Below are 26291 nucleotides of genomic sequence, written 5' to 3'. Positions count from 1 at the left end.
AGGTCAAGGTGCCACGACTTCTCCGTGCCCTGGCCGGTCTGGCCGGTTTCTTCCTCCTGTGGGAAGTGATCGTCCAGGCCGGCCTGGTCCGTAAAGAGTTCCTCCCCCCGCCGTCCGTCGTCCTGGTGACGATCGTCGAACAGTTCGGGGAGACGCAGTTCATCCGGGACCTGGTCGCCACGTTCCTCGCGTGGGCGATCGCGCTGCTGATCGCCGTCGCCATCGCCGTGCCCGCCGGTCTGCTGCTGGGCAGCATCCCCGGCCTGCGCACCGCGACCGCGGTGATCGTCGAGTTCCTGCGGCCGATCCCCGCCGTGGCGCTGATCCCGCTGGTGCTCCTGCTGATCGGCGGCGGTCCCGAAGCGAAGATCACGCTGGCCGTGTACGCGTCGCTGTGGCCCATCATGTTCAACACGATCTACGCCCTCGGCGAGATCGACCCCGTGCTGCTGGAGACCGCGAAGGCCTGCGGCACCGGCAAGTTCCGGACGCTCACCTCGGTGGCGCTGCCGCACACCGCGCCGTTCGTGTTCACCGGGGTCCGGCTGTCCGCCAACATCGCGCTGATCGCGGTGGTCAGTACCGAGTTCCTGGCGGGCGCCAAACTCGGCATCGGCAACTTCATCATGCAGGCCAGTACCGGTTCGACCAGGTTCGACCTCGTGCTCGCCGGCACCGTGGTGGTCGGCGCGCTCGGCTTCCTCATCAACGGCGGACTCGAAATGATCGGCAGGCGGGCGTTCCGCTGGAGCACGGTCGACCGGGAGGCGGTCTCGTGACGACCCTCACGCTGACCAGCCGCGTCGGCAGGCGCGTGGGCCGGGGCCTCGGCATCCTGGTCCGCAACTGGCTGCTGTTCTTCGCCCTGCTCGGGCTCTGGGAGCTCGGGACCCGGCTCGCGGAAAGCCCGTTCTTCCCGCCGCCGACCGAAATCGTGGCCAGCTCGGCCAAGCTCTGGTTCACCGGTCCGGCCTCGCAGCTGTTCCTGACCGACACCGTGTTCGACAACGTCCTCCCCAGCCTCGGCCGGACACTGGGCGGCTGGCTGCTGGCCGGCGTTCTCGGTGTCGCGCTGGGTGTCGCGTTGGGCCGGTCGAAGCACGGAATGGACTACGTCGGCCCGCTTTTCGCCTTCTTCCGCTCGGTTCCGCCGCCCGCGCTGATCCCGGTGTTCATCGTCCTCTTCGGACTCGGACCGGGTATGCAGACCGGGTCGATCATCTTCGGCGCGATCTGGCCGGTGCTGCTCAACACCGTGGACGGCGTCCGCTCGGTGGACCAGGTGAAGATCGACACCGCGAAGTCGTTCCGGACGCCGCGGTCGTACTGGGTGCGCTCGATCGTGCTGCCCGCCGCCGGGCCGAAGATCTTCGCGGGCCTGCGGCTGAGCCTCTCCATTTCGCTGCTGCTGATGGTGATCTCGGAACTGGTCGGCTCCTACAACGGCATCGGCCGGTCCCTGATGGACGCCCAGCAGGCGTTCGACTTCCCGCTCATGTGGTCGTGGCTGGTCCTGCTCGGGCTCCTCGGCTTCGGGTTCAACGCGGCCTTCCTGGCGGTGGAGCAGAGAGTGCTTCGCTGGCAGCCCACCCGCAACGGCCGTATCTAGTTCTTTCGAAGGGTCAGCAAAGATGTCAACCATGCTCGAAGTCTCCGGGCTGAACCACCGGTACGGCGCGGGAGAAAAGGCACACGTCGCGGTCAACGACCTGTCGTTCACCGTGGAAGCGGGACAGCTCGCGAGCATCGTCGGCCCGTCGGGCTGCGGCAAGTCGACGCTGCTGCGCTGTATCGCCGGGCTGATCAAGCCGACGTCCGGCCGGGTCAGCCTGCACGGCGACGACGTCTCTTCCGGTGTGCCGGAGGACCTGGCCGTGGTGTTCCAGGACTACAGCCGCTCGCTGTTCCCGTGGCTCTCGGTCGCGAAGAACGTCGAGTTCCCCTTGCGGTGGCGTAACTTGAGCCGCTCCGAGCGCCGTACGCGGGCGCAGGAGGCACTGGAGTCCGTCGGCCTGTCCGGGGTCGGCTCGAAGTTCCCGTGGCAGCTCTCGGGCGGTATGCAGCAGCGTGTGTCGATCGCGCGGGCGCTGGCCAGCCGGCCGGCGCTGCTGCTGATGGACGAGCCGTTCGCGTCGGTCGACGCCCAGACGCGGTTCGAGCTGGAGGACCTGACCCGGCGCGTGCAGCGCGAGAACGGGAGCACGGTTCTCGTGGTCACGCACGACATCGACGAGAGCGTCTACCTGTCGGACCGGGTGCTGGTGCTGTCGAAGTCGCCCGCCAAGATCGTCGCGGACCTGCCGGTCGGGCTGCCCGCGGAACGGGACCAGATCACCACGCGCGAATCCGCCGAGTTCGTGACGCTGCGCGGTGAGGTGGCGCGGCTGCTGCACGGTGGCGCGCCTGAGGCCGTCACCGCGGCTTCGGACGCGGCCGAGTACGAACTGGCGCAGCAGGAAGCCGCCGCCGACGCCGCTGAGGCCGAAGTCCGCGCCAAGAGCTGACGCTCTTCCGCCTTGGTACATGAAGGCCCCCTTCCTTGCGCCTAGCGCAAGGAAGGGGGCCTTCAGGTACTTCCGGAGGCTCGTCAGTAGAGCGTGCGCGGGTTCGCGTCGATGCGGACGTGCACCAGATGCGGCCGCTCGTCCGGCAGCGCGGCTTCCAGCGTCGGCTTGAGGTCCTCGGCCTTCTCGACGACCGAAGTCCCCAGCCCCAGGCTCTTCGCCAGCGCGGGGAAATCGATGCCGCCGAGGTCGACGCCCGGCACCTTCTCGCCACCGGCCGCCTCGCCGAGGATGCGCACGGCGGCGTACTCCGAGTTGTCGAAGATCACGAACGTCACCGGCAGGTTGTGCTGCGCCGCCGTCCACAGTGCCTGGACGCAGTACATGCTCGAACCGTCGCCGAGGATGGCGACGACCTTGCGGTCCGGCCGGGCCAGCGCGGCGCCGACGGCGGCCGGGAGGCCGTAGCCCAGGGTGCCGCTGGCGACGGTGAGGAAGCCGGAGTCGGTGGACTTGATCGGCAGGTGATCGTGCAGTTCGTTGCGGTGGCTCGGTGTCTCCTCGACGACGATCGCGTCGTCCGGCAGGACCTCCGCGATCGTGGCGTAGGCGAAGCCGGGCGTGATCGGCGTGGCCGCGGCGGGCTTCTCCAGCCGGGTGCGGGCCTTCGGCGCCTCCCGGGGCGCGACGCGGTCCAGCAGTGCGCGGATCGCGAGCTTCGGCGTCGCCCGGATCCCGGTACCCTCGGCGGCCCTGGCGAGGATCTGCTCGTCGTCGCTGATCAGGAACAGCGGCGGCAGCGCGGTTTCCGACTCGCCCCGGTACACGTGGTAGGTGAACGCCGGGGCACCGATGACGACCACGAGATCGTGCTCGACCAGCGCGCTCGCGAGCATTTTCCGTTCCGGCTGAAGGAAACCGAAGAACTGCGGGTGGTCCTCGGGGAAGGAGCAGCGCGCGCCCATCGGCGGCGCCCAGACCCCGGCGCCCACCTTCTCGGCCAGCGCAACGACGTCCGGCACGGCGCCTTCACCGTCGATGCCGGGGCCGACCACGATCGCCGGGCGCTCGGCGGCGTCCAGGGCGGACACCAGTTCGTCCACAGCGGACGGATCGGGCGCGAAGCCGCGGATCGGCGGCCGGGAGACGATCGGCTTGGAGGTCTCGACGTCCCAGTCGTCCACCGGTACCGAGACGAACACCGGACCCATGGGTGCCTGCGTCGCGATGTGATACGCCCGCGCCAGCGCCGCCGGGACGTCCTCGGCCCTGGCGGGCTCGCAGCTCCACTTCACGTACGGCTTGGGGAAGTTCGTCGCCTCGACGGCGCCGAGGAACGGGTCGTCCGGCAGCAGCGACCTGGTCTGCTGACCGGCCAGGATGATCAGCGGCGCGTTGTTGCGGTAGGCGGTGAAGATGTGCCCGAGCGCGTGGCCGACGCCGCCCGCGGAATGCAGGTTCACCAGCGCCGGCCGTCGCGCGGCGCGGGCGTACCCGTCGGCCATCGCGACGACGGACGCCTCGTGGAGCGCTAGCACGTAGGTGAAGTCGTCCGGCCATTCCGTGAGGAAGGCGATCTCGGTCGTACCGGGGTTGCCGAAAACCGTGGTCAGGCCCAGTTCGCGCAGCAGTTCCCTGGTCGCGTCACGTACGGTGCGGGTAGCCATGGCGCACACGGTATCTGGTCGGATGGCGATAGTTGAAGATGCAACCTTATATCACCGTGTGTGGTCTGGACCTGACCCGGTGTTCGCGGCCTACTCCTTGACCAGGGCGGCCCATTCGCGAACGGCGGCGACGTCCACATCGGACTCCCAGCCGCCGGGCCGGACCGCGCTGCCGACGTGGAACGCGCGCACCCCGCCTGCCCGCAGCAGATGCACCTGCTGCGCCCGCAGGCCGCCACCGACCAGCAGCCGGGGCCCGTCCTCACGCCGGGCGAGCCGCTGCAGGACCGACAGCCCGTGCGCCACACCGTGCGGATGCCCGGCCGCGAGCACCGTGTCGCAGCCGAGCGCGGCCAGCTGGTCGTAGGCGCGCAACGGGTCCCGCGCGCGGTCGATGGCCCGGTGGAAGGTCCAGGGCAGTCCGTCGAGCTCTTTGACCAGCGTCTCGCAGGCGTCGACGTCGATTTCGCTGTCCAGGTCCAGGAAGCCGAAGACGAACTCCCGCGCGCCCGCTTCGATCAGCCGTACGGCGTCCGCGCGCAGCCCGTCGAGGTCGCCGGCGGCGAAGGACATGTTGTCGCGCACCATGACCCGCACCGGGAGATCGGTGGCGGCGAGTACTTCGCGCAGCGTCCCGACCGACGGCGAAAGACCGTCGCTGGCCATGTCGCTGACCAGTTCGAGGCGATCGGCCCCGCCCTCCTGTGCGCGCTCCGCGTCCGCCGCGGTCAGCGCGATCACTTCCAGCAGGCCGGTTTTCGAACTCATGGACCTTCCAATTCGCTTAAGCCGAGGGGTTGTCTTCACCCCTGGCGTGGCGACCGCGCCGGAATCCGCCTTGCAGGCTGGTCATCCGTTCACGGACCGCTTCGGGGGAAAGTGAGAGTATCGGCCTCTCCCCTCGCGGCTTCTCCGGCCTGTCGTCCTGCGACCGGGCTTCCGGGACGACGGCGGGCAGGAACGGCCACGTGTCCTCCGCGCCGTCCTCCTGTTCCAGCTCGGCGGACGTCGGCCAGGCGGGCTCGGGCGCGGGCTCGGGCTCCGGCGCCTTTTCCTGCGACTCCAGAGCCTTCGGCTCCAGCGGCTTCAGCGTCGGTTCGGTCGGCTCGTCCGGATCCTCCGCGGGCTTCTCGCCCGAGGCGCTCGCTTCAGCCGCTTCCGCCGCCTTCACCGGTTCGAACGACGGCAAAGAAGGCGGGCCGGGCTCGGCGGGCGAAGGTCCCTCGCGCGGGCCGCCGTGGTCGAACCACTGCGAGAGCACGCTCTGGTACTTGGGCATCCGCTCGGTCGGCGAGTCCAGTTCGAGATGGTTGACGGCGTCGTCGTCCGCCGACGGCCACTCCGGCTGGGTCTCCCGCTCGACGACGGGCGCGCGCCGCAGCGGCCCGGGGTCCAGCACGGGCGCGAACCGCGACTCCTCCGCGCTCTCCTCCGGTTCGGCCAGCGGCGGGACTTCCAGCGGCGGTTCGGGTTCCGGTTCGGGGGCGACGACGACGGGCGGGGGTTCCGGCATCGGGGCGGGCCGGGGCGCTTCGACGATGAGCCCGGCGGGCACGACGACCACGGCGGTGATCCCGCCGCCGTCGGCGGACCGCAGGCGGACGTCGATGCGGTGCCGGACGGCCAGCGTCGCGACCACGAACAGGCCCATCCGCCGGGAGACTTCGACGTCGACGTCCGGCGGGTTCGCCAGCCGCGTGTTGGTCCGGTCGATCTCCGCCTGCGGCATCCCGGCACCGTGGTCGGTGATCTCGATCTGCCATTCGCCGCGGTCGGTCTCGTGCCCCTCGACCTGCACCATCGTGCTCTGGTCCGAATACCGGGTCGCGTTCTCCAGCAGCTCGGACACCACGTGCACGAGGTCGTTGACCGCCTCGCCGCGCACCGCGATCCGCGGCGCCGCACCGAGTTCGATGCGCTGGTAGTGCTCGACCTCCGAAAGCGCGGCGCCGATGATCTCGTCCGCGACGACGGAACCGCCGTCCTCGCGGACGACGTCGGTCCCGGAGAGCACCAGCAGGTTCTCGCTGTTGCGCCGCATCCGCGTCGCGAGGTGGTCGAGTTCGAAGAGCCCGGCGAGCGTGTCGGGATCCTGTTCGTCGGCCTCCATGCGGTCCAGCACGGAAAGCTGGCGCTCGACGAGATCCTGGCTCCGCTGGGACAGGTTCACGAACATCGCGTTGATGTTCTCCCGCAGCATGGCCTGTTCCCCGGCGAGCCGGACCGCTTCGCCGTGCACCGCGTCGAACGCCCGCGCCACCTGGCCGAGTTCCTCGCGGCTGAACACCGGGACCGGCGCGACGGCCAGCCGTCGCCGCAGGTTCTCCGGCTGCGGCTCGGGATCGCTGAGCAGGCCCTCGACGGCCGCCGGGAGCTGGTGCTCGGCGACCTGGAGCGCGCTGCGGCGCAGGATCCGCAGCGGCCGCAGCAGCGAACGCGCGATGATCACGGAGAGCACCCCGGCGACCAGCAGGACGCCGAGCACGATGCCGCCGTCCCAGATCGCGGACGTTCTCGCTTGTGCCGCAAGGGTGTCCGTACGTTCTTGCAGCTGCACGAGCAGCGCCTGCTGCACCTGGTGGGCCAGATTGACCGTGTAGGTGGCCGAGGTGTCCCACTGGTTCGGGTCCAGGCCGCCGAGCCCCTGGTCGTTCTCGGCGCGGATGAGCGCCGACTCCACCATGTCGTTGCCGATGTCGACGATCAGGCCGATGACCGTGTCGTCGTACATCCGCTGCTGTTCGGGCGTCGCGAAGGTGCGGTAGTCGTTGCGGGCGGCGGCGAGTTCGGCCTCGGCGCCGAGCAGCGCGCGGGTCCTGTCCCGGTTCAGGCCGCCCTGGGCGAGCGCGGCCGCCAGGATCGCGCGCTTGACCGACATCTGGTCTTTGACCCGCGCGAGCGCGTTGCCCGCGAGGCGGAGCTTCCCCAGATCCGGATCGGACACGTCGGCGGCGGTGGAATCGCTGATGTCGAGCAGGCCGGAGATCAGTTCGCTGTAGGAGCGCAGCACCGCGTCGGCGGGAAAAGCCGAGTGTTCCGCGGAAAACCTGAGCCCGGTCAGCACGCGCAGCCGGTCACTCGTCAGCTGGAGACTGGTCGCGGCCTTGTCGCCGAGCCTGCTCTTGCTCTCGCCGAGCGTGCGGTCGAACGTGCCGATGGCCGTGTCGACGCGCTTGCGCTGCTCGATCAATTCGGACAGGTCGCCCTTGCGATCGCCCGCGACGAACCGGACGGTGAGGTCCCGTTCGCGCTGAAGCTGGTGCACGGCCTCGGCGACGGTGCTGTCGACCCGGCCCCGGGTGGCGAATTCGGCCAGCTGCCGGGCATCCCGCAGATCCGAGTCGACCCGGAGCCCGACGAGGGCGACCACCGCGAGCGCGGGAATCAGGAGTACCACGAAGAGTTTGGTACGCAGGTGCCAGTTCCGCAGCCGCCAGCGGCCGCCGACGCGAGGGTGCCGTTCCGTCGCGTCGCCCCCACGGGGACGCTTGTCGCGACGGGCCACCTGGTTTCCTTTTCCCACCACGGGACCCTTTCCCATGGCTGATATCGGGGACGAGAGCCCGAACCTACTGTAGAGTAACAAGGTTCGAGAACGATCGAAAGCCGCGCAATCCGGCGTCTCCCGCACGCGATCGTATGGGGCCCGGACCATACGATCCAGAAGGAGGAGCACATTCTCTCGGTAGGTGAGCGGTGACGAAGATGCGCGTCTTGGCGATTCCGCTGGTAGCGGCTCTGCTGGCGACGGCCGGTTGCGGAGTGTTTTCCGATGGTGACGCAAGCACCGACGCGCCACTCGAACGGACGGAACTGCGCATCGGTGTCGGGAGCCCCATCGACACGGCGCCTTTGCGGGTCGCCGTGGCCGCCGGGAAATTCACCGCCGCCGGCCTGTCCGTGACCCTCGTCGACGTCCCCGCCGACCAGGCGATCGGCAAGCTTTCCGCGGGCGAGATCGACCTGGCGTTCGCGAGCGACGTCTCCATCTTCCGCGCCGCCGCGGCCGGGACCGCGCTGCAGTTGCAGGGCGAGGCCTACACCGCCGGCCGCAACACCATGGCGCTCGTCACACTTCCCGGTTCCGACTACACCGAGCCGACGCTCAAGAAGTCACCGAAGATCGCGGTGAACATGCTCGACGACACCGGCGTGCTCGTGGCCCGCTCGGTACTCGGGACCGCGGGCGTCGACGTGAACCGGATCCAGTTCAAGCAGAACCCGTTCGACCGGATGCCGCAGGCGCTCCAGGCGGGCGAGGTCGACGCCGCGTGGATGGTCGAGCCGTACATCACCAGGGCCGAGAAGGAACTCGGGGCGAGCATCCTCGCCGACGGCGCCCGCGGCGCGACGCTCGACTTCCCGATGTCGTCCTACGTTTCGACCGGCGCCTTCGGCCAGGGCAACGCCCGCACGCTCGCGGCCTTCCGGGAAGTGCTCGGCGAGGCGCAGGTGCGGGCCGCGGACCCGGTCACCGTCCGCGACGCGCTGCCGTCGTTCTCCGACATCGACCGGACCACGGCGTCCCTGATCTCGCTCGGGTCCTACCCGGTCTCCCTCAACGGCATCCGGCTGCAGCGGGTCGCCGACCTGATGCACAACTCCGGCATGATCGGCGCCCGGCTCGACGTCCAGTCGATGGTGCCGCGCTCCTAGCTGTTCTCGCCTAGATGTTCTCACCGGTCGGCCTCAGGCACACCGTGCGCTCGGGCGGCCCGGTGTAGTGCAGCTCGGTGTCGTCCGACGCACACGCGGCCTCCGACGCTCCCCGCGTCACCACGGCCCGCGCCTCCGCGCTGATGTCGGTGCAGCGGACCTTCGCGATCCGCGTCTCGTGCACGACGTCGCGCAGGCAGTCCCCGGTCTCGACGTTCAGCGCGAGGCAGAGCGTCTTTTCGGCCCGCTTGGCGGACGAACTCCCGTACAGCTCGAACTGGACGTAGTCCGGATCGCGGCATTCCGACGAGCCCGTGCGCACCTCGTCGATGCGGAAGGTCGCGCGGTTCGACGTGCAGCTGGCGGTCGTGTAGCTCTGGGCACCGCCCGCCTCGTCGCTCAGGTACAGGCACTTCCCCGCCTCGACCGTGGCGAATTTGCCCGCCTGCGAGATCCCCCAGGCGACCAGGCTCCCCACGCCCAGCGCGACGACGACGCCCAGCACGATCGAGACCCTGGCCAGGACGCTCAGCGGCGCCGGCTTCGGGAACGGCGTCGGCGGCCCCGCCTCCGGCATCGCGGGCATCGGGGCCGGCGCGTTGAACGGGTCGTACTCGGGTGTCCCGCCGGTCGGTGTAGTCGTCAAGGTCCCCTCCAGTCACCTGCCGCACATCCTTCCACCAGCGGTGCCGCGACGGGAGCCGGTGGGGCCGGAACGTATAAAGGAGGATGTGACCGATGGCCCGCTGATCGTCCAGTCCGATAAGACCGTCCTGCTCGAGGTCGACAACAGCCAGGCCGACGACGCGCGGATCGCCATCGCGCCGTTCGCCGAGCTGGAACGCGCGCCCGAGCACGTCCACACCTACCGGATCACGCCGCTGGCGTTGTGGAACGCCCGCGCGGCCGGCCACGACGCCGAACAGGTCGTCGACGCGCTGACGACGTACTCGCGGTTCCCCGTGCCCCAGCCGCTGCTCATCGACATCGTGGACACGATGGGCCGGTTCGGGCGCCTGCAGATCGCCAACCACCCGGCGCACGGCCTGGTCATGTCGACCATCGACCGCGCGGTGCTGGAGGAGATCCTCCGGCACAAGAAGATCAGCCCGATGCTGGGCGCGCGCATCGACGAGGACACCGTCATCGTGCACCCCTCCGAACGCGGACGGCTCAAGCAGGCGCTGCTGAAGGTCGGCTGGCCCGCGGAAGACCTCGCCGGTTACGTGGACGGTGAGGCGCATCCGATCGACCTCGCCGAGGACGACTGGGAGCTGCGCGACTACCAGCGCAAGGCCGCGGAGGCGTTCTGGGCGGGCGGGTCCGGCGTCGTCGTGCTGCCGTGCGGCGCGGGCAAGACCCTGGTCGGCGCCGCGGCCATGGCGCACGCGAAGGCGACGACGCTGATCCTGGTGACGAACACCGTCGCCGGACGGCAGTGGAAGCGGGAGCTGGTCGCGCGGACCTCGCTCACCGAGGAGGAGATCGGCGAGTACTCCGGGGAGAAGAAGGAGATCCGGCCGGTCACCATCGCGACCTACCAGGTGGTCACGCGCAAGACCAAGGGCGAGTACAAGCATCTGGACCTGTTCGACTCGCGCGACTGGGGCCTGGTCGTCTACGACGAGGTCCACCTGCTGCCCGCGCCGGTGTTCCGGATGACCGCGGACCTGCAGTCGCGGCGGCGGCTGGGGCTGACCGCGACCCTGGTGCGCGAGGACGGCCGCGAAGGCGACGTGTTCTCCCTGATCGGCCCGAAGCGGTACGACGTCCCGTGGCGCGACATCGAGGCGCAGGGCTGGATCGCGCCGGCGGAATGCACCGAGGTCCGGGTGACGCTGACCGACGCCGAGAGGCTCGCGTACGCGACGGCCGAAGCCGAGGAGCGGTACAAACTGGCGGCGACCGCGGACACCAAGACCAAGGTGATCAAATCCCTGGTGGACCGGCATCCGGGCGAGCCGACGCTGGTCATCGGGGCCTATCTCGACCAGCTGGAGATGATCGGCGACGAACTGGACGCGCCGGTGATCCAGGGTGCCACGCGGAACAAGGAACGCGAGGAACTGTTCGACGCGTTCCGGCGCGGCGAGATCAGGACGCTGGTCGTTTCGAAGGTCGCCAACTTCTCGATCGACCTGCCGGAGGCCTCGGTCGCGATCCAGATCTCCGGGACGTTCGGCTCGCGGCAGGAGGAGGCCCAGCGGCTCGGACGGCTGCTGCGCCCCAAGGGAGACGGGCGGCAGGCGCACTTCTACTCGGTCGTCTCGCGGGACACCGTCGACACCGAGTACGCGGCGCACCGGCAGCGGTTCCTGGCCGAACAGGGCTACGCGTACCGGATCGTGGACGCGGACGACCTGCTGCGCCCGATGTAGCCCCGCGCGTTTCGTCCTCTGGATGCGGTTCTTGCGCACGCGAAAAACCGCATTCAGAGGACGAAACGCGGGGAGCGTCAACGCTCAAGCTCCACTGTGGACGGTGCTGCCGGGACCGATGTGACACCAGGGACGGGTGGGACGCCGACCGCGAGATCCCGCAAACGGGGTATCGAAAACTGTCAGTGCTTCGAACTAGTGTTCGGGTAGAGTTGACCGAACACCAGTTCGAGGGGAAGCCGATGACGATCGCACCGTTCCGACCAGGCACGCCGCCCGTCCAGACCCTGCCGCCCGGCCGCTGGCACGGCCGGATCTGGGTTTCCGACCTGCCGTTGGCCAGGCCGGAGCGCTACACCGGCTGTGTCGCCGAGTTCGACCGGTCCGGGCTGTGGCCGGTGCTGATCCCGCACGACCAGCGGTTCGCGGCCAACGGCGAGGACTGGATCGACGACCGCGGCAGGCTCGCCCCGGCCGACCACCGGATCTCCTCGGTGGACCCGGCCGAGGTACTGGCCCGCTGGTGGGACACCTCGTGCTGCGACGGCGCCTGCCTGCGCCCGTTCGGCGCGAAGTTCCCCGGTCTCGCGCGTCGTCCGTCGCGCCGGGCGGATCCGCTGGCCGAGGCGGGCAACACCGGGTCGATCCTGGCCGCGCGCGGGCAGCACCGGCTCGCGCTGGTGCAGACCGAGCGGCCCGCCGACATCCCGGCGATCCTCGGCTGGACGGGCATGATCAAGGCGACCGATCAGGTCCACGAGCTGTCCGCGGTCCTGCGCAGCTGGGAAGACCGCTTCGGCGCCACGCTCACGGTGCTGGGCTTCGACTCGATGGAGCTGTCGGTGGCCGCGCCGCCGCGCACCCAGGGCCGGGCGCTCACCGTCGCCGCCGAGCACCGTTCGTTCTGTCTGTCGTCGTTCGCCGGTCAGCCGGGCAATCTGCGCGAGTTCGCCTCCAGCCTGGTCCAGACCCGCCGGTGGCGGTTCTCGTGGGCGTGAGCGGGCGTTTGCGCCGGAGCGAGAGGGGGAATCAGGGCACCGGAAGGCGGTGATCGACGTCGCGGAGCTGAGGATCGGCACTTCGGGCTGGCGCTACCCGTCCTGGCGCGGGGACTTCTATCCCCGCGGGCTGGTGCAGCGGCGCGAGCTGGAGTACCTGGCGAGCAGGATGAACTCGGCCGAGATCAACGGCACGTTCTACTCCTTGCAGCGTCCCGAGCGATACCGGGCGTGGGCCGGGCAGACACCGGACGACTTCGTCTTCGCCGTCAAGGGCGGCCGTTTCATCACGCATCAGAAGCGACTGCGCGACGTCGAAACGCCGCTGTCGAACTTTTTCGCGTCCGGCGTGCTGGCGCTCGGCCGGAAACTGGGGCCGATCCTCTGGCAGCTGCCGCCGCGGCTGGAGTTCGACGCCGAGCGCGTCGAGGCGTTCTTCAAGCTCCTCCCGCGCACCAGTCACGCCGCGGCCAAGCTCGCGAGCGGGCACGACGACAAGCTGAAGGCCGAAGCGCACACCGACGCGAAGCCTCGCCGGAAGCTCCGGCACGCCCTCGAAGTACGGCATCCGAGCTTCGCCGAACCCGAGAGCATCGAGCTGTTCCGCGAGCACGGCATCGCGCTCGTGGTCGCCGACACAGCCGGGAAGTTCCCGTTCGTCGACGAGATGACGAGCGAAGACTTCGCGTACGTCCGCCTGCACGGTGCGGAGGAGTTGTACGTCAGCGGCTACGGCGAGAAGGCGCTCAAGCGGTGGGCCCGCAGAATCGAAGGCTGGGGTCGCGACACGTACGTCTACTTCGACAACGACGTCGAGGCCGAGGCCCCGAAGAACGCGATCGCGCTCGCGAAACTCCTGTCGTGAACCGCGCGAGCTGCACAGTCAGCGCACAGTGAGCGGTGTCCTGTTAAGTGGCGCGCGAGGTCACGGGCGTACTCGCGTGCTGCGACTGGGGGTCGGCACGCCGGGCGCCCGTGGCCTCACTCACGCCTGCTCGGCTCTGACGGCTTCACCGACGAGCGACGCGAGCTTCGTCCGGACGTCCTCGGCGTCCGGATGCGAGAGTTCGGTCAGCACCCGCACCGAACGCAGCCAGCATTCCCGCGCCGACGAGGGATCGCCGAACCGCAGATGGATTCCGCCGAGCTGGGCCAGCACGTCGGCCGCCTCGTAAAGCTCGCCGTGGGCGAAGAACATCTCGACGGCCCGCCGCATGCAGGCGATGCCCTCGTCCTGGCGGCCGAGCCCGACCAGTGCGGTCCCCTTGGTGTGCAAGGTGAAGCGGGCTTCGTCGGGGAGCGCGTGCGACTCCAGCGCCAAGGCCTGGTCGGCGAAGTCGAGCGCCTGCTCGAAGCGGCCGGCCTGGGTGCAGATGTCACCGAGGGCCTGCAACGCGCTGGCCTCCATACCGGCGCCGACGTTGCTCTCCCGGATGAGCCGCAAGGCGCGCGTCCCGTACTCCCACCCCGTGTCGGGGTCCTGGGTTGCCAGCGTCAGGTTGTAGAGAGCCCGCGCTTCCCCCTGCCGGTCCCCGACCTGCCGCTGCAGTTCGACGACCTGCTTGAGGTAGACGATGCTGTCGTCGTACTGGCGGGCGACCCCGCAGGCCACGCCGAGTCCACTGAGGATGGCGGCCTCGCCCGGGCGGTCCTCCAGATCGCGAGCCGCGCGGAGCGCCACGCCGAACACCGAACGCCAGTCCTCCAGCCGGGCCCGCACGATGAAGTACGACTGGAGCAGCCACGCCAGCTGCCAGCACTCCCGGAACCGCCGCTCGCGGTAGGCGACGTTCACCGCGGCGATGAGGTTTCCCGCCTCCTCGTCGAACCAGTCCAGCGCCTGTTCGTAGTGCCCGAACTTCAGGCCCGCGCCGTCGAACCGCTCCGGCTCGACGAGCCGGTAGTGCCGGTCCGAACGCAAGAGTCTCGACGCGTTCAGCGCGGACGCCAGCGACGCGTGGAGCAGCCTGTCCAGCACCCCCGTCCGCGCCTCGGGCCCGTCGACCTTCGCCGACAGCTCGGCCGCGTACGCGCGGATCAGGTCGTGGAACTGGTAGCGGCCTGGTCTGGACCGCGCGATCAGATGCGCGGAGGTCAGTTTCGCCAGGTCCGCGTGCGCTTCGGCGATGTCGACCCCGGCCACCGCCGCGGCCGCAGGCACGCTGAAATCGCCACCGGTGGGCAGGCCGAGCAGCCGCAGCATCCGCGCGGCCCGTTCGTCGAGCGCCCGGTACGAGTACGAGAAGACGGCCCGGATGTTCGTCTCGTCGCCGTCGGCGAGGTCGAACGACCCCAGCCTGTCCTGTTCGGCTTCCAGCAGCCGGACGAACTCCCGCAGCGGGAGGTCCGGGAATTGCGCCGCCCGCACCGCGAGGATCCGGATGGCCAGCGGCAGCCCGCCGCAGTACCGGACGAATCGTTCGGTGGCCTCGGGATCCTCGGCGACCCGGTCCAGCCCGATCGTCGAAGCGACGAGGGCGATCGCGTCCTCGTCCGGCAGTTCCTCCAGTGCGACACGCCGCGCGCCGTGGGTCGCCACGAGCGCCTGCAGCTGCCAGCGGCTGGTCACCACCACCAGGCACCCGGGGCCGGGCAGCAGCGGCCGGATCTGCTCGGTGCTCGCGGCGTTGTCGAGCAGGATCAGCATCCGGCGGCCCGCGCTGTAGCTGCGCCAGGTGGCCGCGCGGCCGTCGACGTCGGCGGGGATCCGGTCGGCGGGGACGCCGACGGAAACGAGCATGGTCTCCAGCGCCGTGGCGGCTTCGACGGGTTCTCCGGGACCGTATCCGCGCAGGTTGAGGTACACCTGGCCGCCGGGGAAGCGGTCCCCGACCTCGTGCGCGAAATGGACGGCGAGGGTCGTCTTGCCGATGCCGCCCATGCCCTCGATCGACGCGATGGACGTCGACCGCTCGGTGTCCAGCGCCTCCGGGACGAGTCCGTGCAGGGCCTTGAGATCGCGCTGACGGCCGGAGAACACCCGGAGATCCGCCGGGAGCTGACGCGGGATCAGCGGTTCGGTGCCGAGCCGGTACCGCGTCAGCTCGGAGTCCAATGTGGTCTCGACGGACTCTTCGCCGGTCAGGATCGCCTGGTGCGCCCGCTGCAGCGACGCGCCGGGGTCGAGGCCGAGTTCTTCGGCCAGCACCGCGCCGATCCGGCGGTAGACGTTCAGCGCCTCGGCCTGTCTGCCGGAGCGGTAGAGCGCGAGCATGAGCTGCTCGTGCAGCCGCTCCCGAAGCGGGTTCTCCCGGCACAACCGGGTCAGCTCGGGGATGACGGTGGCGTGGTCGCCGAGGGCGATGAGCGCGTCCGCCCACTGCTCGCGCACGCGTAGCCGCTCCTCGCCCAGCTGGTCGGCTTCGTCCCGGAGCAGCGCTTCGGAGTGAACGTTCTGCAGCGCCGGGCCGCGCCATTCGGACAGCGCGGCGGCGAACCGATCGGCCGCCTGGCGGAGGTCACCGTCCCCCGCGGCCTCCGCTCCCGCCGCGGCGAGCGCGCGGAAACGGGCGAGGTCCAGCAGGTTTTCGTCGAGTTCGAGCAGGTAGCCGCCGCGTTCGGTGCGGAGGACGACCTCGTCGCCGAGCGCGCGCCGGACCCGCAGGACGTAGGTCTGCAGGGCGCCCTTGGAGCGCCGCCGATCGTCCGGCCACAGCCAGCGGCCCAGCTCCTCGACCGACACGACCGTGTTCGCGCGCAGCAACAAGCCCGCCAGCACGATGAGCGGCCTGCTGCCGCCCAAGGGCACCGGCAGCCCGTCCGCCGTGACCTCGGTGGGTCCCAGCACGCGAAAGTCGAGTGCCACGCCGCTCATTCTGTCCGTAATCGGGTGAAACGGCACGTGATTCCGCCGGTGGCATGATCGGTGTCGATGGACGTCTACTCGATCCCCTTGCGCACGCGCTTCCGCGGCATCACGGTCCGTGAAGGACTGCTGATCCGCGGCGAAGCGGGCTGGGGCGAATTCTGCCCGTTCTCCGACTACTCGGACGCCGAAAGCGCGCCGTGGCTCACGTCCGCGCTGGAAGCGAGCGAGCGCGGGTGGCCGTCGCCGGTGCGGGAGAGCGTCGAGGTGAACGCGACCGTCCCGGTGGTGTCGCCGGAGAAGGCGTACGAACTCGTGTCCGCGTCGGGCTGCCGCACGGCGAAGGTCAAGGTCGCCGACCCCCGGGTGAGCCTCGCCGAGGACTGCGCCCGGGTGGAGGCGGTGCGGGCGGCGCTGGGGCCCGCGGGCGCGATCCGCGTCGACGCGAACATGGCCTGGGACGTGGACACCGCGGTCAAGGCCATCGGCGAACTGGACCGCGCGGCGGGCGGGCTCGAGTACGCCGAGCAGCCGTGCCCGTCGATCGGAGAACTGGCCGACGTCCGGCGCCGGGTCGGGGTGCGGATCGCCGCGGATGAATCGATCCGCCGGGCCGAAGACCCGCTCAAGGTGGCCGTGGCGGGAGCGGCCGACGTCGCCGTGCTGAAGGTCGCGCCGCTGGGCGGGGTCCGGCGCGCGCTGGAGGTCGCCGAAGCCTGCGGCCTGCCGTGCGTGGTGTCCTCCGCCGTCGAGACGAGCGTCGGGCTCGCCGCCGGGCTGGCGCTCGCGGGCGCACTGCCCACTTTGGACTTCGCCTGCGGACTGGGCACGATGTCCTTGCTGACGGGGGACGTCTGCGCCGACTCACTGTCCCCTGTGGACGGACGACTGCCGGTGCCGCGTCAGGCTCCTGCTCCCGATCTGTTGGCCGCTCACGCCGCCGCCCCGGACGTCCGGGCGGCTTGGGAAGACCGCTTCACCCGCGTCCGCGCCCACCTCTCGTGAAATGAAGGACGCTTTCATAGCAAATTTTGCTATGAAAGCGTCCTTCATTGCGCGTTGGGGACAGGGTCAGCCGCAGTGTTCAAGCGGTGATTCGTAGCTGGACGAACCCGCCGAGCCGCCCCACCTGACGCACTTCGCGCCGGCGGCCGCGCTCACCGGACCCGCGTAGTACTCGAAGCTGCCCGAGTCGGTCTTCCTGGCCGAGCCTTCCACTTCGAGGAAGGCCGAAACCGCGCTGGCCGCACCCACCGAGGTGGACTTGATGGTGGTGACGCAGTTGTTCTTGTTCGTGCTGTTGTACAGCAGGTACGTGGTCGCGGCGCTGCCGAGCGCCTGCGAGTCGATCACCTTGTAGCCGTCGCCGCACACCTCGACGGCGTCGTACGGGTTGGGGTTCCCGCTGCCGCTGCACGTGTTCTTGGAGGTCACGTTGGCGTTGGGGTAGCCGAACTTCACGCCGTTGAAGTACGCGGGCTTGATGTTGCTCGGCCACGAGGAGTCGTTGGTGCGGACCTCGTAGTGCAGGTGCGGGCTGATGTTGTTGCCCGGCTTGGAGGTGTTGCCGACCTCGCCGATCTTCTGCCCCTGCGCGACCTGCGCGTTGAGCGCGACCGAGCGGACCTTCAGATGCGCGTAGTAGGTCGACCATCCCCCACCGTGGTCGATCTTCACCAGGTTGCCGAAGCCGTTGTCCGAACCCTGGTGTGCCGAGATGACCACCTTGCCCGCGGCCGCCGCGACGACGGTGTCACCGAGGTCCGCTCCGGCGGAACTGCCGCGGTTGAAGTCGATTTCGTAGGCCTTGTGCGCGCTGCTGTTGTCGTTGTCGCCGTTCCACACCTGGTTGCAGGGGAACGGGAGCTGGAAGTTGGGACGCGGCCCGACGGCGGCTTCGGCCGACGTCGCGGTGATCGCCAGCCCGGCCATGCCCAGCAAGGCGGTGGCGGCCGCGGTGACCACTCGTCTGAATCTCATCGGATGTCCTTTCTCGGCGTTTCGCGAGAAGCGTCCCGAAAGGGCGTACAAGCGAGATACAAACGGCCACGAGCCCTCCCGGCCGAGGGGACCGGGAGGACTCGTGTCGTCGCCGCACCGGATACGTCCGCGCCTTCCCCGTTCCGGTGCGGGTGGTTCAGCCGACCCGCTCGATGGTGGCCCGGCGGATCAGGAACTTCCCCGGTTCGCGGACCTGTTCGAAGGCCGCGTTGTTCAGCAGCGCGCAACTGCCGGAAGTGCCGGTGACCTCGACGGTCGTGGACTTGTCGTTGTCCAGGTTCGTCACCTTCAGCTTGGTGCCCGCGGGGAACTCACCGCTGGACGCGGCGGGCGCGCCGCCCTCGCCGGAGAGCGTCACCGTGGAGCCCTGGCAAACGACCTCGCCGCCCCCACCCGCGGCCGCGTCCTCCCCGGCCGCTTCGTCCTTCTGCTCGGCCGCCTCGTCCTCGCCCGCCATGGCATCGTTCATCCCGGCGTCCTTTTCGGCGGCCTTCTCGGCCTCGTCGGCGGCCTGGTTCCGCTCCTGCTTCCCGCCATCGGCTTGCACGTCCTCGGTGCACCCGGCGGTCTGGCGGCGCTGCTGGATGAGGTCGACGACGGCCTGCCGGTTCGCGATCCGCGCTTCGGAAAGTGCGTCCGGCTTCGCTTGCTGACCGGCGATGAAGTTGAGGTTGTTCCGGAGGGCGGTGTCGAGTCCCTGGCAGCTTTCCGCGGCCTGCCCGTCCGGTGTGCTGACCGCGAACATCGCCGCGGCGATCGCGGCCACCCCGAGGACGGACGCGATGCCGATCGTCGCTCGCTTGCGGTGTTTCCCGGCGCTGTTCATCATCCGTGTTCCTCCGGTCTGGTTCCTCCTCACCCACATCCAGGGATACGGCCGGATAACGAAAGTGGTTCAAACCGATTTCAGCCGAGCCACGGCTTCGCGATCCGCGCGTAGGTGCCGTCGTTCAGCGCGAGATGCAGCCACTGGTCGGTCCATTCCTTGAACACGACGTCCCGCGGCAGCAGGTACGCCTTCTCCGAGAAAGTGAACGGCTCTTCGGGATGCACAGCGCACAACCGCGGATTTTGCTTTGCCTGCCAACGGGTTTCGGTCGCGTCCGTGATCATCAGGTCGGCCCGCCCGGCCATGATCTCGGCGAAGATCGTGTTGTTGTCAGGATGCCGCATGATGGTCGCCCGCTTGAGGTTGGCATCGGCGAACTGTTCGTTGGTACCACCCGGATTCACGATCGCCCGGACGCCGGGCTGATCGATCTGCTCCAGCGTCCGGAATCGTTTTTCGTTCTCGCACAAGGTGATCGGCGTCTTGCCGTCCCGAAGGTAGGGAACGGTGTAGAACCCCTTCTTCGCCCGGTCCAGGGTCACCGACACACCACCCATCGCGAGGTCGCACTTCCGCCCGATGTCGTCGGCAATGGCCTTCCAAGTGGTCTGGACCAGCTGAAGCCGGACGCCGAGCCGCCCGGCCAGGTCGCCCGCGAGCTCGATGTCGATCCCGCTCCACACGCCTGCCGCGTCGCGATAGGTGAAGGGGCGGTAGTCCCCCGTCGAGCACACGCGGATCTCCCCGCGCGCCTGGACGACGTCGAGCCTGCTCCGCGCGCCATGGTCCTCGGGCGCGGCACTGGCCGTGCCGATTCCCAGCACGGTCAGCACCGCGATACCGAACGTGAGCGTTTTCGCCTTGATCGTCATCAAGGCATCTTCCACGCCCTTACGTAGGCCTGCACGAGCCAAGCGTCGACCCAGCCGGTGTCCGGCTCCTCCGGCAGCGGCGACGCCCCGCGCACCAGCTCGTCGAGCCGGTGCTCAAGAGACTCGACGGCCTCCAGCGCTTCGTCGCGGGTCTTCCTGCCCTGTCGCAGGTCACGAAGCCAGCCCAGCCACGGTTCCGGCACCGGGAGCGTGATCCGCCCGGTCTCCAGCAGCTCCACACCCTGCACGCCGAGGCGCACCATGTGCATGGCGAACTTCGTGTCGAAGCCGTACTTCTCGATCAGCTCCGCCCTTCCCGCCTTGCCGCGCAACCCCAGCATCCGGTCGCGCTGGGCGCGGGAGTAGCCGAGGAACCTCAGGCCCGCGACGCGCGAGACGATCCGGTGCGCGTTCTCGCGCAGTTCGGCGCCGAGCTCGTCGATCGCGACGATCTCGCTCTCCGGCACGAACAACGGCAACAGGACGGTCGGGTTCCCGTTGAGCGCCAGGCGCATCCACTTGCGCAGCGAGTAGACGGTCAGGTCGAGGTCGCCGGGACCGGACCGGACGCCTTCCGGCTGCGTGCGGAAGATGTACTGCTCGAACCGCTTCAGGCCGATCACGTGGCTGGGCGGCTCGACGCAGATGCCGAGCTCGTCCCGGTCGTCCTGGCCGAGCACGGCGGTGCCGTGCAGCCCGGACCCGACCTGGCAGCGCAGGATCGTGCCCTGCTCGGCGATGGCGGCGAATTCGGGGCTGTCGTGTTTCACCCCAGAAGTCATACCCGCGGGGACACGCGCCGGGCATCCGATTTTCGGCTCCTCAGGGTCGGATTCCAGGGTCGCCCCAGGGCCGTTCCCCGATGTGCCGAGGGTCGGTCCCGGGCGAACATCGATCCATGACGAACAGCGTGTACACCCCTCAGGCCACCAAGAAGCTCTACCGCAGCCGGACCGACAAGATGCTCGCGGGCGTCGCCGGCGGCTGGGCCGCCTACCTCGGCGTCGACGCCGCGATCCTGCGCATCGCCCTCGTGGCGGGCGTGTTCTTCACCGCCGGTTTCGCGATCCCGCTCTACGCCGCCGCTTGGCTCCTGACTCCGGAGCAACCGGGCGAATCCTGATCGAGGGCGGACGTCGCGCGCAGGGGACGCGGCGTCCGCCCAAGGGGGCAGGGGGATGGACGAAAGGCCCGGACATGGGGATGTCCGGGCCTTTCGCTTTGCCTTCACCGACCGCAGGAGGGCACGTCACGACGGGTGCGCGTGAAGGCCCCCTTCACGCGGCTCAGCCGAGGAAACTCGACCTTCACGGACAGCGAGCAGGCAAGCGGCGGTACCGCGTCGGGCAAGGTGGTCGTGAGTGGTAAGTGACGTTAGAACGACACTTACCACTCACGACCACCCCGGCCGATGCGGTACCGGCGCCCACACACCCACCTCCACAAAGGAAAAGCCCGGACGCGCGAGGCGCGTCCGGGCTTTCCGGTGTTACGGGCTCGAACTCAGAAGTCCATGCCGCCCATGCCACCGGACGGGTCGGCGGGAGCGGCCGAGGCCTTCTCCGGCTTGTCCGCCACGACGGCTTCGGTGGTCAGGAACAGCGCCGCGATGGAAGCGGCGTTCTGCAGCGCGGAGCGGGTGACCTTCGTGGGGTCCGGCACGCCGGCGGCGAGCAGGTCCTCGTAGACACCGGTGGCGGCGTTGAGGCCGTGTCCCTGCGGGAGGGACTTGACCTTCTCCGCCACGACGCCGCCTTCGAGGCCGGCGTTGATCGCGATCTGCTTGAGCGGCGCCTCGACGGCGACCTTGACGATGTTGGCACCAGTGGCCTCGTCGCCCTCGAGCTTCAGACCGGCGAAGGCGGCCTCGGCGGCCTGGATGAGAGCGACGCCACCACCGGCGACGATGCCCTCTTCGACGGCGGCCTTGGCGTTGCGCACCGCGTCCTCGATGCGGTGCTTGCGCTCCTTCAGCTCGACCTCGGTGGCGGCACCGGCCTTGATGACGGCCACGCCGCCGGCCAGCTTCGCCAGACGCTCCTGGAGCTTCTCGCGGTCGTAGTCCGAGTCCGAGTTGTCGATCTCGGCGCGGATCTGGTTGACGCGACCCTGGATCTGGTCGGCGTCGCCCGCACCCTCGACGATGGTGGTCTCGTCCTTGGTGATGACGGCCTTGCGCGCCTTGCCCAGGAGGGAAAGGTCCGCGTTCTCCAGCTTGAGGCCGACGTCCTCGGAGATGACCTGGCCACCGGTCAGGATCGCGATGTCCTGCAGGATCGCCTTGCGGCGGTCACCGAAGCCCGGGGCCTTGACGGCGACGGACTTGAAGGTGCCGCGCATCTTGTTGACGATGAGGGTGGCCAGGGCCTCGCCCTCGACGTCCTCGGCGATGATCAGCAGCGGCTTGCCGGACTGGATGACCTTCTCCAGCAGCGGCAGGACGTCCTTGACGGTGGAGATCTTGGAACCGAACAGCAGGACGTACGGGTCCTCGAGCTCGGCTTCCTGACGCTCCGGGTCGGTCACGAAGTAACCGGAGATGTAGCCCTTGTCGAAGCGCATGCCCTCGGTGAGCTCCAGCTCGAGCCCGAAGGTGTTGCTCTCCTCGACGGTGACGACGCCTTCCTTGCCGACCTTGTCCAGCGCCTCGGCGATGAGCTCGCCGATGGTGCGGTCTGCGGCGGAGATCGACGCGGTGGCGGCGATCTGCTCCTTGGTCTCGATCTGGACGGCGGCCTTGTGCAGCTGCTCGGTGATGGCCTCGACGGCCGCCTCGATGCCACGCTTCAGGCTGATGGGGTCGGCCCCGGCGGCGACGTTGCGCAGACCCTCGCGGACGAGAGCCTGGGCGAGCACGGTGGCGGTGGTGGTGCCGTCACCCGCGACGTCGTCGGTCTTCTTGGCAACTTCCTTGACGAGCTCGGCCCCGATCTTCTCCCACGGGTCCTCGAGCTCGATCTCCTTGGCGATGGAGACACCGTCGTTGGTGATCGTCGGCGCGCCCCACTTCTTTTCGAGCACGACGTTCCGGCCCCGCGGGCCGAGGGTCACCTTGACGGCTTCGGCGAGGGTGTTCAAGCCGCGCTCGAGACCGCGGCGGGCGTCCTCGTCGAACGCGATCAGTTTGGCCATTGCGGTGTGGTCCTCCGGTATTGGGCGCCGCCGCACGCCTACTACAGCGCGGCGGCAGGACTCTTCCTCGGCCAGGCTCGGTGCCCGCGACGGACGACCCACCCGTTCTCAGGGTGCGGCCTCACCGTCCCGACCTTCAGGCGGGCGGTCGGTGACCGCCTGCCTGGCACTCGACGGCGTCGAGTGCCAATGCCGTGTTTAGCACTCTCCAGGGTCGAGTGCAAGAACCGCAGGTGAGAGGGGGTGACGTGTCAGCTGCTCGGTTTGATCGAGATGGACGTCGGCGGAGCCTTCCCCGACGTACCCGGGGCCTGCGACTGCGAGTTGCCGGGACCGACCGGGATGTTCGGCGCGGTGGTCTGCGGGCCGTTGCCGCTGCTCGAATCACCGAAGATGAAGATCGCCGCCACGATCGCGCCCGCGACCACGAGGACGCCGACGATGATCCAGATCCACTTGGCGCCGCCGCCCTTCTTGGGCTGCTGCTGGAAACCGCCCTGCTGTTGCGGCGGCGGGCCGTACCCCGGCGGCGGGCCCTGCTGGAAGCCACCCTGCTGCTGGAAACCGCCTTGCTGCGGCGGCGGGCCGTACCCCGGGGGCGGGCCTTGCTGGAACCCGCCCTGCTGGAAGCCACCCTGCTGGGGCGGCGGGCCGTAGCCGGGCGGCGGGCCCTGCGGGGGCGGGCCTTGCGGCGGGGGACCCTGCGGTCCCTGCTGGCCGTAGCCGGGCTGCTGTCCTCCGTACGGGTGCACGGGGCCCCCCTCTCCCTGTGGCGGCGTGTTCTGCCGTGGCGCTTGCTGCGGTACCGCCTGCTGGACGGTCGCGGCCGCCGCCTGCCCGGGCGGGCCCGGGGGCTCGTTCGACGTCGCGAGCGGACCCAGGGCACGCCTGGCGGCCGCGATCATCTCAACACAGTTCGGGTAGCGATCGGCGGGATTCTTCGCCATTCCCTTCCGGACGACCTCGTCGATCCCGGCGGGCAGGCCGACGATCCGCGAGATGGCCGGGGGCTCGCCGTTCAGATGCCCCTTGATGACGGTCTGCACGTCGCCCTTGAAGGGCGGGCTGCCGGTCAGGCAGGCGTAGAGGACACAGGTGAGCGCGTACTGGTCGGTGCGGCCGTCGAGCGGCTCACCGCGCAGGTGCTCGGGGGCCGCGTAGGTCGGCGAGCCGAGGAAGTCGCCGCCGCGGGTGCGGTGGCCGGTGGCGCCGCGGCGGGTCAGGCCGAAGTCGGCGACGTAGACGTGCTCGCGTGAGGTCTCCTTGCTGGTGACCAGGACGTTCGCCGGTTTGACGTCGAGGTGCACGAGACCCCGGTTGTGCAGGGTGTCGAGCGCGTCGGCGACCTGGTCGAGCATGGTCAGCGCGCGGGCGGGCGCGATCGGTCCACCGGAGATCAGCCCGGCGAGGTCCCCGCCGTCGACCATCCGCATGGCGATGTAGAGCATGCCTTCGAGCTCGCCGAAGTCGTACAAGGGCACGACGTTGGCATGGTCGATCGCGGACGTGTTCCGCGCTTCGTCGACGAAGCGTTCGCGGAACTCGGCGTCGGCCCCGAGGTGATCACCGATGACCTTCAGTGCCACCTTGCGTCCGAGCCGCACGTCCGTGGCCTTGTAGGTCACGCTCATGCCGCCCTTGCCGAGCACACCGTCGATGCGGTAGTTGCCCAGCCGGCGACCGGTCAGGTCCCCCGACTCATCGCCTGTCACGCAGCGCAGCCTAACGCGCCAGTTCCCGAGGCCGCCGGGGGTCGCCCGAAGTCCTCTTATGAGACCTTGCGTACGTCCGCAGCCTGACTCCGCCCGTCACGGCCGGATTGGACTTCGAATTCCACGCGATCCCCCTCGTCGAGCGTCCGGAATCCATCGGCCTGAATGGCCGAGTAGTGGACGAAGACGTCGGGCCCTTCAGTGGATTCGATGAATCCGTAGCCCTTTTCCGAGTTGAACCACTTGACGGTGCCGACTGCCACGGCGCCCTCCCTCAGCACGGGACCCGCCGCCCTCGTCTGCCCCGGTCGGCGGTTTGAAGTGCAGTTCACGCTACCCGAATTACCGGCGTCGGCAATGCTCAATTCGTCCCAAGGTCACCCGCGAGAAAGCCGCCTATTGCGCGCTTGCACGAGGACGCGTCCTGGTCCTGCGAAGTCGAGCGCGAGCCCCTCGCCGGTCCGGACCGACTGCGGTCCGGACTGGTCGACGGCGCGGAGACGGCACTGCACGGTGTCCGGATACGCGAGCAGGAAGTCCGGCCGCACGGTGACGAGTTCGCCCGCGGTGAGTTCGAAGGCGTCGACCGGGCCTTGCGCGGCCAGGACGAGCGGACCGCTCCCGCTGTAGTGCTCCAGGAAGCCGGAGTCCGCGCCGAAGAGCTTCTGCAGCGGTGCCCAGCCGGGGTCCTGCCGGATGGTCGCCGGCCGGGCGAGGATCGCGTCCCGGCTCACGCACCAGCCCGCGCCGCCGGTGAATTCCAGCGGGTAGACGTCCCCGGCGGTCAGCGGCGCGAAGTCGATCCAGCCGCCGCCCTCGGGCGCGTTGAACACCGACGGGGCCGCCTTGCCCGCCCGGGAGCCGCCGCGCGCGGGCACGGTTTCGGTGATGCCGAAACTGCTGGCCAGCATGGTGTCCCCGGCGGCCTGGACGGCCTCGCCGGGGGACAACAGCACGCGTGCGACCCCGAAGTTCGGGGTGTGCCTCGTCTGGACGCGCATGCGCTCAGCGGGCGGGGACCTGGGCGATCACCCAGGCGGACAGCGCCGACGGGTTGCGGGTCTGGGTGAGCAACTGGCCCGGCCCGGCGAAGTCGAAGACGAGGCCTTCACCGCTCTTCATCGACTGGATGACGCCGGTGGCGACCTTGCGGATCTGGTACTGGACGGTGTCGGCGAACGCGACGACGTGCCCGGTGTCGATGGTGATCACCTCGCCCTGCTGGAGGGTGACCGTCTCCAGCGCGCCGTAGCAGGCCACGACCAGCGGGCCCTGTCCCGTCGCGTGGGTCAGGAAGCCGCCCTCGCCGCCGACGAGGTTCTTGAGCCCACCCCATTTGGTCTCGGTCTGCACGCTGTGGGAGGACGCGAGCCACGAGCCGCGGGTGACGCACCAGCCGGTGCGGCCGTCGAGGTTGATGACCTGCATGTCGCCCGGCAGGTTCGCGGCGACGTCGACCCAGCCGCCGTTCTGTGGGGCGGTGTAGGTGGAGATGAAGAAGGACTCGCCGGAGAGGAAGGCGCGGCCGAGGCCCTTCATGATGCCGCCCTGCGCCTGGGACTGGACCTGCACGCCATAGCTCGTCGCCATCATCGCGCCGGACTCGACCTGCGCCGGCTCGCCGGGCGCGAGCATGAGCCTCGCCACCGCGAACGACGGCTGGTGACGAATCTGAACCTGCATGTCTTCTTCTCCCCGGGTGGTTCGTTGTGACGCGCAGAGTGTTGCACGCGGGGC

The 26291-nt window shown here is 69.6% G+C and carries 23 protein-coding genes; 9 read left to right on the top strand and 14 right to left on the bottom strand.

Annotated features, from left to right (window positions below):
- Window positions 1-8 precede the first annotated feature (8 nt).
- Genes IE302_RS24875 through IE302_RS24865 form a run of 3 tightly spaced genes read left to right on the top strand, consistent with a single transcriptional unit; the run spans window position 9 to window position 2504 of the window.
- Window positions 9-779 (top strand): ABC transporter permease, encoded by a 771-nt coding sequence (locus IE302_RS24875; RefSeq protein WP_191256858.1) that lies wholly within the window; start codon window positions 9-11, stop codon window positions 777-779.
- Window positions 776-1609, top strand: a complete 834-nt coding sequence (locus IE302_RS24870; protein ID WP_191256857.1) for an ABC transporter permease — start codon at window positions 776-778, stop codon at window positions 1607-1609. The genes IE302_RS24875 and IE302_RS24870 overlap by 4 nt, the downstream gene beginning before the upstream one ends.
- Window positions 1610-1631: 22 nt before the next feature.
- On the top strand, window positions 1632-2504 hold the full coding sequence (locus IE302_RS24865; RefSeq protein ID WP_191256856.1) for an ABC transporter ATP-binding protein: 873 nt from the start codon (window positions 1632-1634) through the stop codon (window positions 2502-2504).
- Window positions 2505-2587: 83 nt separating this feature from the next.
- On the opposite strand, the gene mdlC is transcribed toward IE302_RS24865, so the two are convergent.
- From mdlC to IE302_RS24850, 3 genes are all read right to left on the bottom strand, one after another.
- On the bottom strand, window positions 2588-4171 hold the full coding sequence (mdlC, locus tag IE302_RS24860) for a benzoylformate decarboxylase (RefSeq protein ID WP_191256855.1): 1584 nt from the start codon (window positions 4169-4171) through the stop codon (window positions 2588-2590).
- Between the two features lie 90 nt (window positions 4172-4261).
- Window positions 4262-4939: a copper homeostasis protein CutC gene (locus tag IE302_RS24855; RefSeq protein ID WP_191256854.1), complete on the bottom strand. Its 678-nt coding sequence runs from the start codon at window positions 4937-4939 to the stop codon at window positions 4262-4264.
- A 16-nt stretch (window positions 4940-4955) separates the two neighbouring features.
- Window positions 4956-7676 carry a sensor histidine kinase gene (locus tag IE302_RS24850; RefSeq protein WP_191256853.1) on the bottom strand — a complete coding sequence of 907 codons (2721 nt, stop codon included), beginning with the start codon at window positions 7674-7676 and terminating at the stop codon, window positions 4956-4958.
- Window positions 7677-7867: 191 nt separating this feature from the next.
- Here IE302_RS24850 and IE302_RS24845 point away from each other — a divergent pair, with 191 nt between their 5' ends.
- Complete coding sequence (locus IE302_RS24845; RefSeq protein WP_191256852.1) at window positions 7868-8827, top strand: ABC transporter substrate-binding protein; 960 nt, start codon at window positions 7868-7870, stop codon at window positions 8825-8827.
- Between the two features lie 10 nt (window positions 8828-8837).
- Here IE302_RS24845 and IE302_RS24840 read toward each other — a convergent pair whose 3' ends face one another.
- Entirely contained in the window at window positions 8838-9473 is a 636-nt protein-coding gene (locus IE302_RS24840; protein ID WP_191256851.1) for an LppU/SCO3897 family protein, read from the bottom strand.
- A gap of 85 nt (window positions 9474-9558) precedes the next feature.
- On the opposite strand from IE302_RS24840, the gene IE302_RS24835 reads away from it, so the two are divergent.
- From IE302_RS24835 to IE302_RS24825, 3 genes are all read left to right on the top strand, one after another.
- On the top strand, window positions 9559-11205 hold the full coding sequence (locus tag IE302_RS24835) for a DNA repair helicase XPB (RefSeq protein ID WP_191256850.1): 1647 nt from the start codon (window positions 9559-9561) through the stop codon (window positions 11203-11205).
- Window positions 11206-11447: 242 nt separating this feature from the next.
- Window positions 11448-12203, top strand: coding sequence for a DUF4253 domain-containing protein (locus IE302_RS24830; protein WP_191256849.1), 756 nt, complete (start codon window positions 11448-11450; stop codon window positions 12201-12203).
- A 49-nt stretch (window positions 12204-12252) separates the two neighbouring features.
- On the top strand, window positions 12253-13068 hold the full coding sequence (locus IE302_RS24825) for a DUF72 domain-containing protein (RefSeq protein WP_191256848.1): 816 nt from the start codon (window positions 12253-12255) through the stop codon (window positions 13066-13068).
- A 120-nt stretch (window positions 13069-13188) separates the two neighbouring features.
- Here IE302_RS24825 and IE302_RS24820 read toward each other — a convergent pair whose 3' ends face one another.
- Window positions 13189-16017, bottom strand: a complete 2829-nt coding sequence (locus tag IE302_RS24820; RefSeq protein WP_191256847.1) for an AfsR/SARP family transcriptional regulator — start codon at window positions 16015-16017, stop codon at window positions 13189-13191.
- A gap of 57 nt (window positions 16018-16074) precedes the next feature.
- Here IE302_RS24820 and IE302_RS24815 point away from each other — a divergent pair, with 57 nt between their 5' ends.
- Complete coding sequence (locus IE302_RS24815) at window positions 16075-17013, top strand: o-succinylbenzoate synthase (protein WP_191256846.1); 939 nt, start codon at window positions 16075-16077, stop codon at window positions 17011-17013.
- 66 nt (window positions 17014-17079) lie between these two features.
- Here the strand turns inward: IE302_RS24815 and IE302_RS24810 are convergent, their stop codons facing one another.
- From IE302_RS24810 to IE302_RS24795, 4 genes are all read right to left on the bottom strand, one after another.
- Complete coding sequence (locus IE302_RS24810) at window positions 17080-17988, bottom strand: M23 family metallopeptidase (protein ID WP_229907925.1); 909 nt, start codon at window positions 17986-17988, stop codon at window positions 17080-17082.
- A gap of 157 nt (window positions 17989-18145) precedes the next feature.
- Window positions 18146-18838, bottom strand: coding sequence for an SCO2207 family protein (locus IE302_RS24805; protein ID WP_191256845.1), 693 nt, complete (start codon window positions 18836-18838; stop codon window positions 18146-18148).
- A 77-nt stretch (window positions 18839-18915) separates the two neighbouring features.
- On the bottom strand, window positions 18916-19710 hold the full coding sequence (locus IE302_RS24800; RefSeq protein WP_191256844.1) for a transporter substrate-binding domain-containing protein: 795 nt from the start codon (window positions 19708-19710) through the stop codon (window positions 18916-18918).
- On the bottom strand, window positions 19710-20480 hold the full coding sequence (locus IE302_RS24795; RefSeq protein WP_191256843.1) for a nucleotidyltransferase domain-containing protein: 771 nt from the start codon (window positions 20478-20480) through the stop codon (window positions 19710-19712). Before IE302_RS24795 ends, IE302_RS24800 begins: the two co-directional genes overlap by 1 nt.
- Window positions 20481-20608: 128 nt before the next feature.
- Here IE302_RS24795 and IE302_RS24790 point away from each other — a divergent pair, with 128 nt between their 5' ends.
- Entirely contained in the window at window positions 20609-20833 is a 225-nt protein-coding gene (locus IE302_RS24790) for a PspC domain-containing protein (protein ID WP_007033414.1), read from the top strand.
- Window positions 20834-21213: 380 nt separating this feature from the next.
- Here IE302_RS24790 and groL read toward each other — a convergent pair whose 3' ends face one another.
- The 5 genes from groL to IE302_RS24765 all read right to left on the bottom strand — a co-directional run bounded on the left by groL (window position 21214) and on the right by IE302_RS24765 (window position 26237).
- Complete coding sequence (gene groL / locus IE302_RS24785; RefSeq protein ID WP_005164277.1) at window positions 21214-22842, bottom strand: chaperonin GroEL; 1629 nt, start codon at window positions 22840-22842, stop codon at window positions 21214-21216.
- A 251-nt stretch (window positions 22843-23093) separates the two neighbouring features.
- Complete coding sequence (locus tag IE302_RS24780; RefSeq protein ID WP_191256842.1) at window positions 23094-24554, bottom strand: serine/threonine-protein kinase; 1461 nt, start codon at window positions 24552-24554, stop codon at window positions 23094-23096.
- A 56-nt stretch (window positions 24555-24610) separates the two neighbouring features.
- Window positions 24611-24817, bottom strand: coding sequence for a cold-shock protein (locus tag IE302_RS24775; RefSeq protein WP_005164266.1), 207 nt, complete (start codon window positions 24815-24817; stop codon window positions 24611-24613).
- Window positions 24818-24931: 114 nt separating this feature from the next.
- Complete coding sequence (locus tag IE302_RS24770) at window positions 24932-25555, bottom strand: AIM24 family protein (RefSeq protein WP_005164264.1); 624 nt, start codon at window positions 25553-25555, stop codon at window positions 24932-24934.
- A 4-nt stretch (window positions 25556-25559) separates the two neighbouring features.
- A complete protein-coding gene (locus IE302_RS24765; protein ID WP_184896357.1) occupies window positions 25560-26237 on the bottom strand; it encodes a TIGR00266 family protein in 678 nt (225 codons plus the stop codon).
- Between the last annotated feature and the right edge of the window lie 54 nt (window positions 26238-26291).

The sequence above is a fragment of the Amycolatopsis oliviviridis genome (genome assembly GCF_014654365.1).
Lineage (GTDB): Bacteria > Actinomycetota > Actinomycetes > Mycobacteriales > Pseudonocardiaceae > Amycolatopsis > Amycolatopsis oliviviridis.
Note: the sequence above shows the minus strand (reverse complement) of the source record. Positions and strands in the feature narration are given on the sequence as shown.

What these genes read in the sequence shown, in the direction of transcription:
- IE302_RS24865 (WP_191256856.1), top strand. Translation starts at nt 1,632, where the DNA reads ATGTCAACCATGCTCGAAGTCTCCGGGCTGAACCACCGGTACGGCGCG.
- mdlC (WP_191256855.1), bottom strand. Translation starts at nt 4,171, where the DNA reads ATGGCTACCCGCACCGTACGTGACGCGACCAGGGAACTGCTGCGCGAA.
- IE302_RS24855 (WP_191256854.1), bottom strand. Translation starts at nt 4,939, where the DNA reads ATGAGTTCGAAAACCGGCCTGCTGGAAGTGATCGCGCTGACCGCGGCG.
- IE302_RS24830 (WP_191256849.1), top strand. Translation starts at nt 11,448, where the DNA reads ATGACGATCGCACCGTTCCGACCAGGCACGCCGCCCGTCCAGACCCTG.
- IE302_RS24820 (WP_191256847.1), bottom strand. Translation starts at nt 16,017, where the DNA reads ATGAGCGGCGTGGCACTCGACTTTCGCGTGCTGGGACCCACCGAGGTC.
- IE302_RS24815 (WP_191256846.1), top strand. Translation starts at nt 16,075, where the DNA reads ATGGACGTCTACTCGATCCCCTTGCGCACGCGCTTCCGCGGCATCACG.
- IE302_RS24810 (WP_229907925.1), bottom strand. Translation starts at nt 17,988, where the DNA reads ATGAGATTCAGACGAGTGGTCACCGCGGCCGCCACCGCCTTGCTGGGC.
- IE302_RS24805 (WP_191256845.1), bottom strand. Translation starts at nt 18,838, where the DNA reads ATGATGAACAGCGCCGGGAAACACCGCAAGCGAGCGACGATCGGCATC.
- IE302_RS24800 (WP_191256844.1), bottom strand. Translation starts at nt 19,710, where the DNA reads ATGACGATCAAGGCGAAAACGCTCACGTTCGGTATCGCGGTGCTGACC.
- IE302_RS24790 (WP_007033414.1), top strand. Translation starts at nt 20,609, where the DNA reads ATGACGAACAGCGTGTACACCCCTCAGGCCACCAAGAAGCTCTACCGC.
- groL (WP_005164277.1), bottom strand. Translation starts at nt 22,842, where the DNA reads ATGGCCAAACTGATCGCGTTCGACGAGGACGCCCGCCGCGGTCTCGAG.
- IE302_RS24770 (WP_005164264.1), bottom strand. Translation starts at nt 25,555, where the DNA reads ATGCGCGTCCAGACGAGGCACACCCCGAACTTCGGGGTCGCACGCGTG.
- IE302_RS24765 (WP_184896357.1), bottom strand. Translation starts at nt 26,237, where the DNA reads ATGCAGGTTCAGATTCGTCACCAGCCGTCGTTCGCGGTGGCGAGGCTC.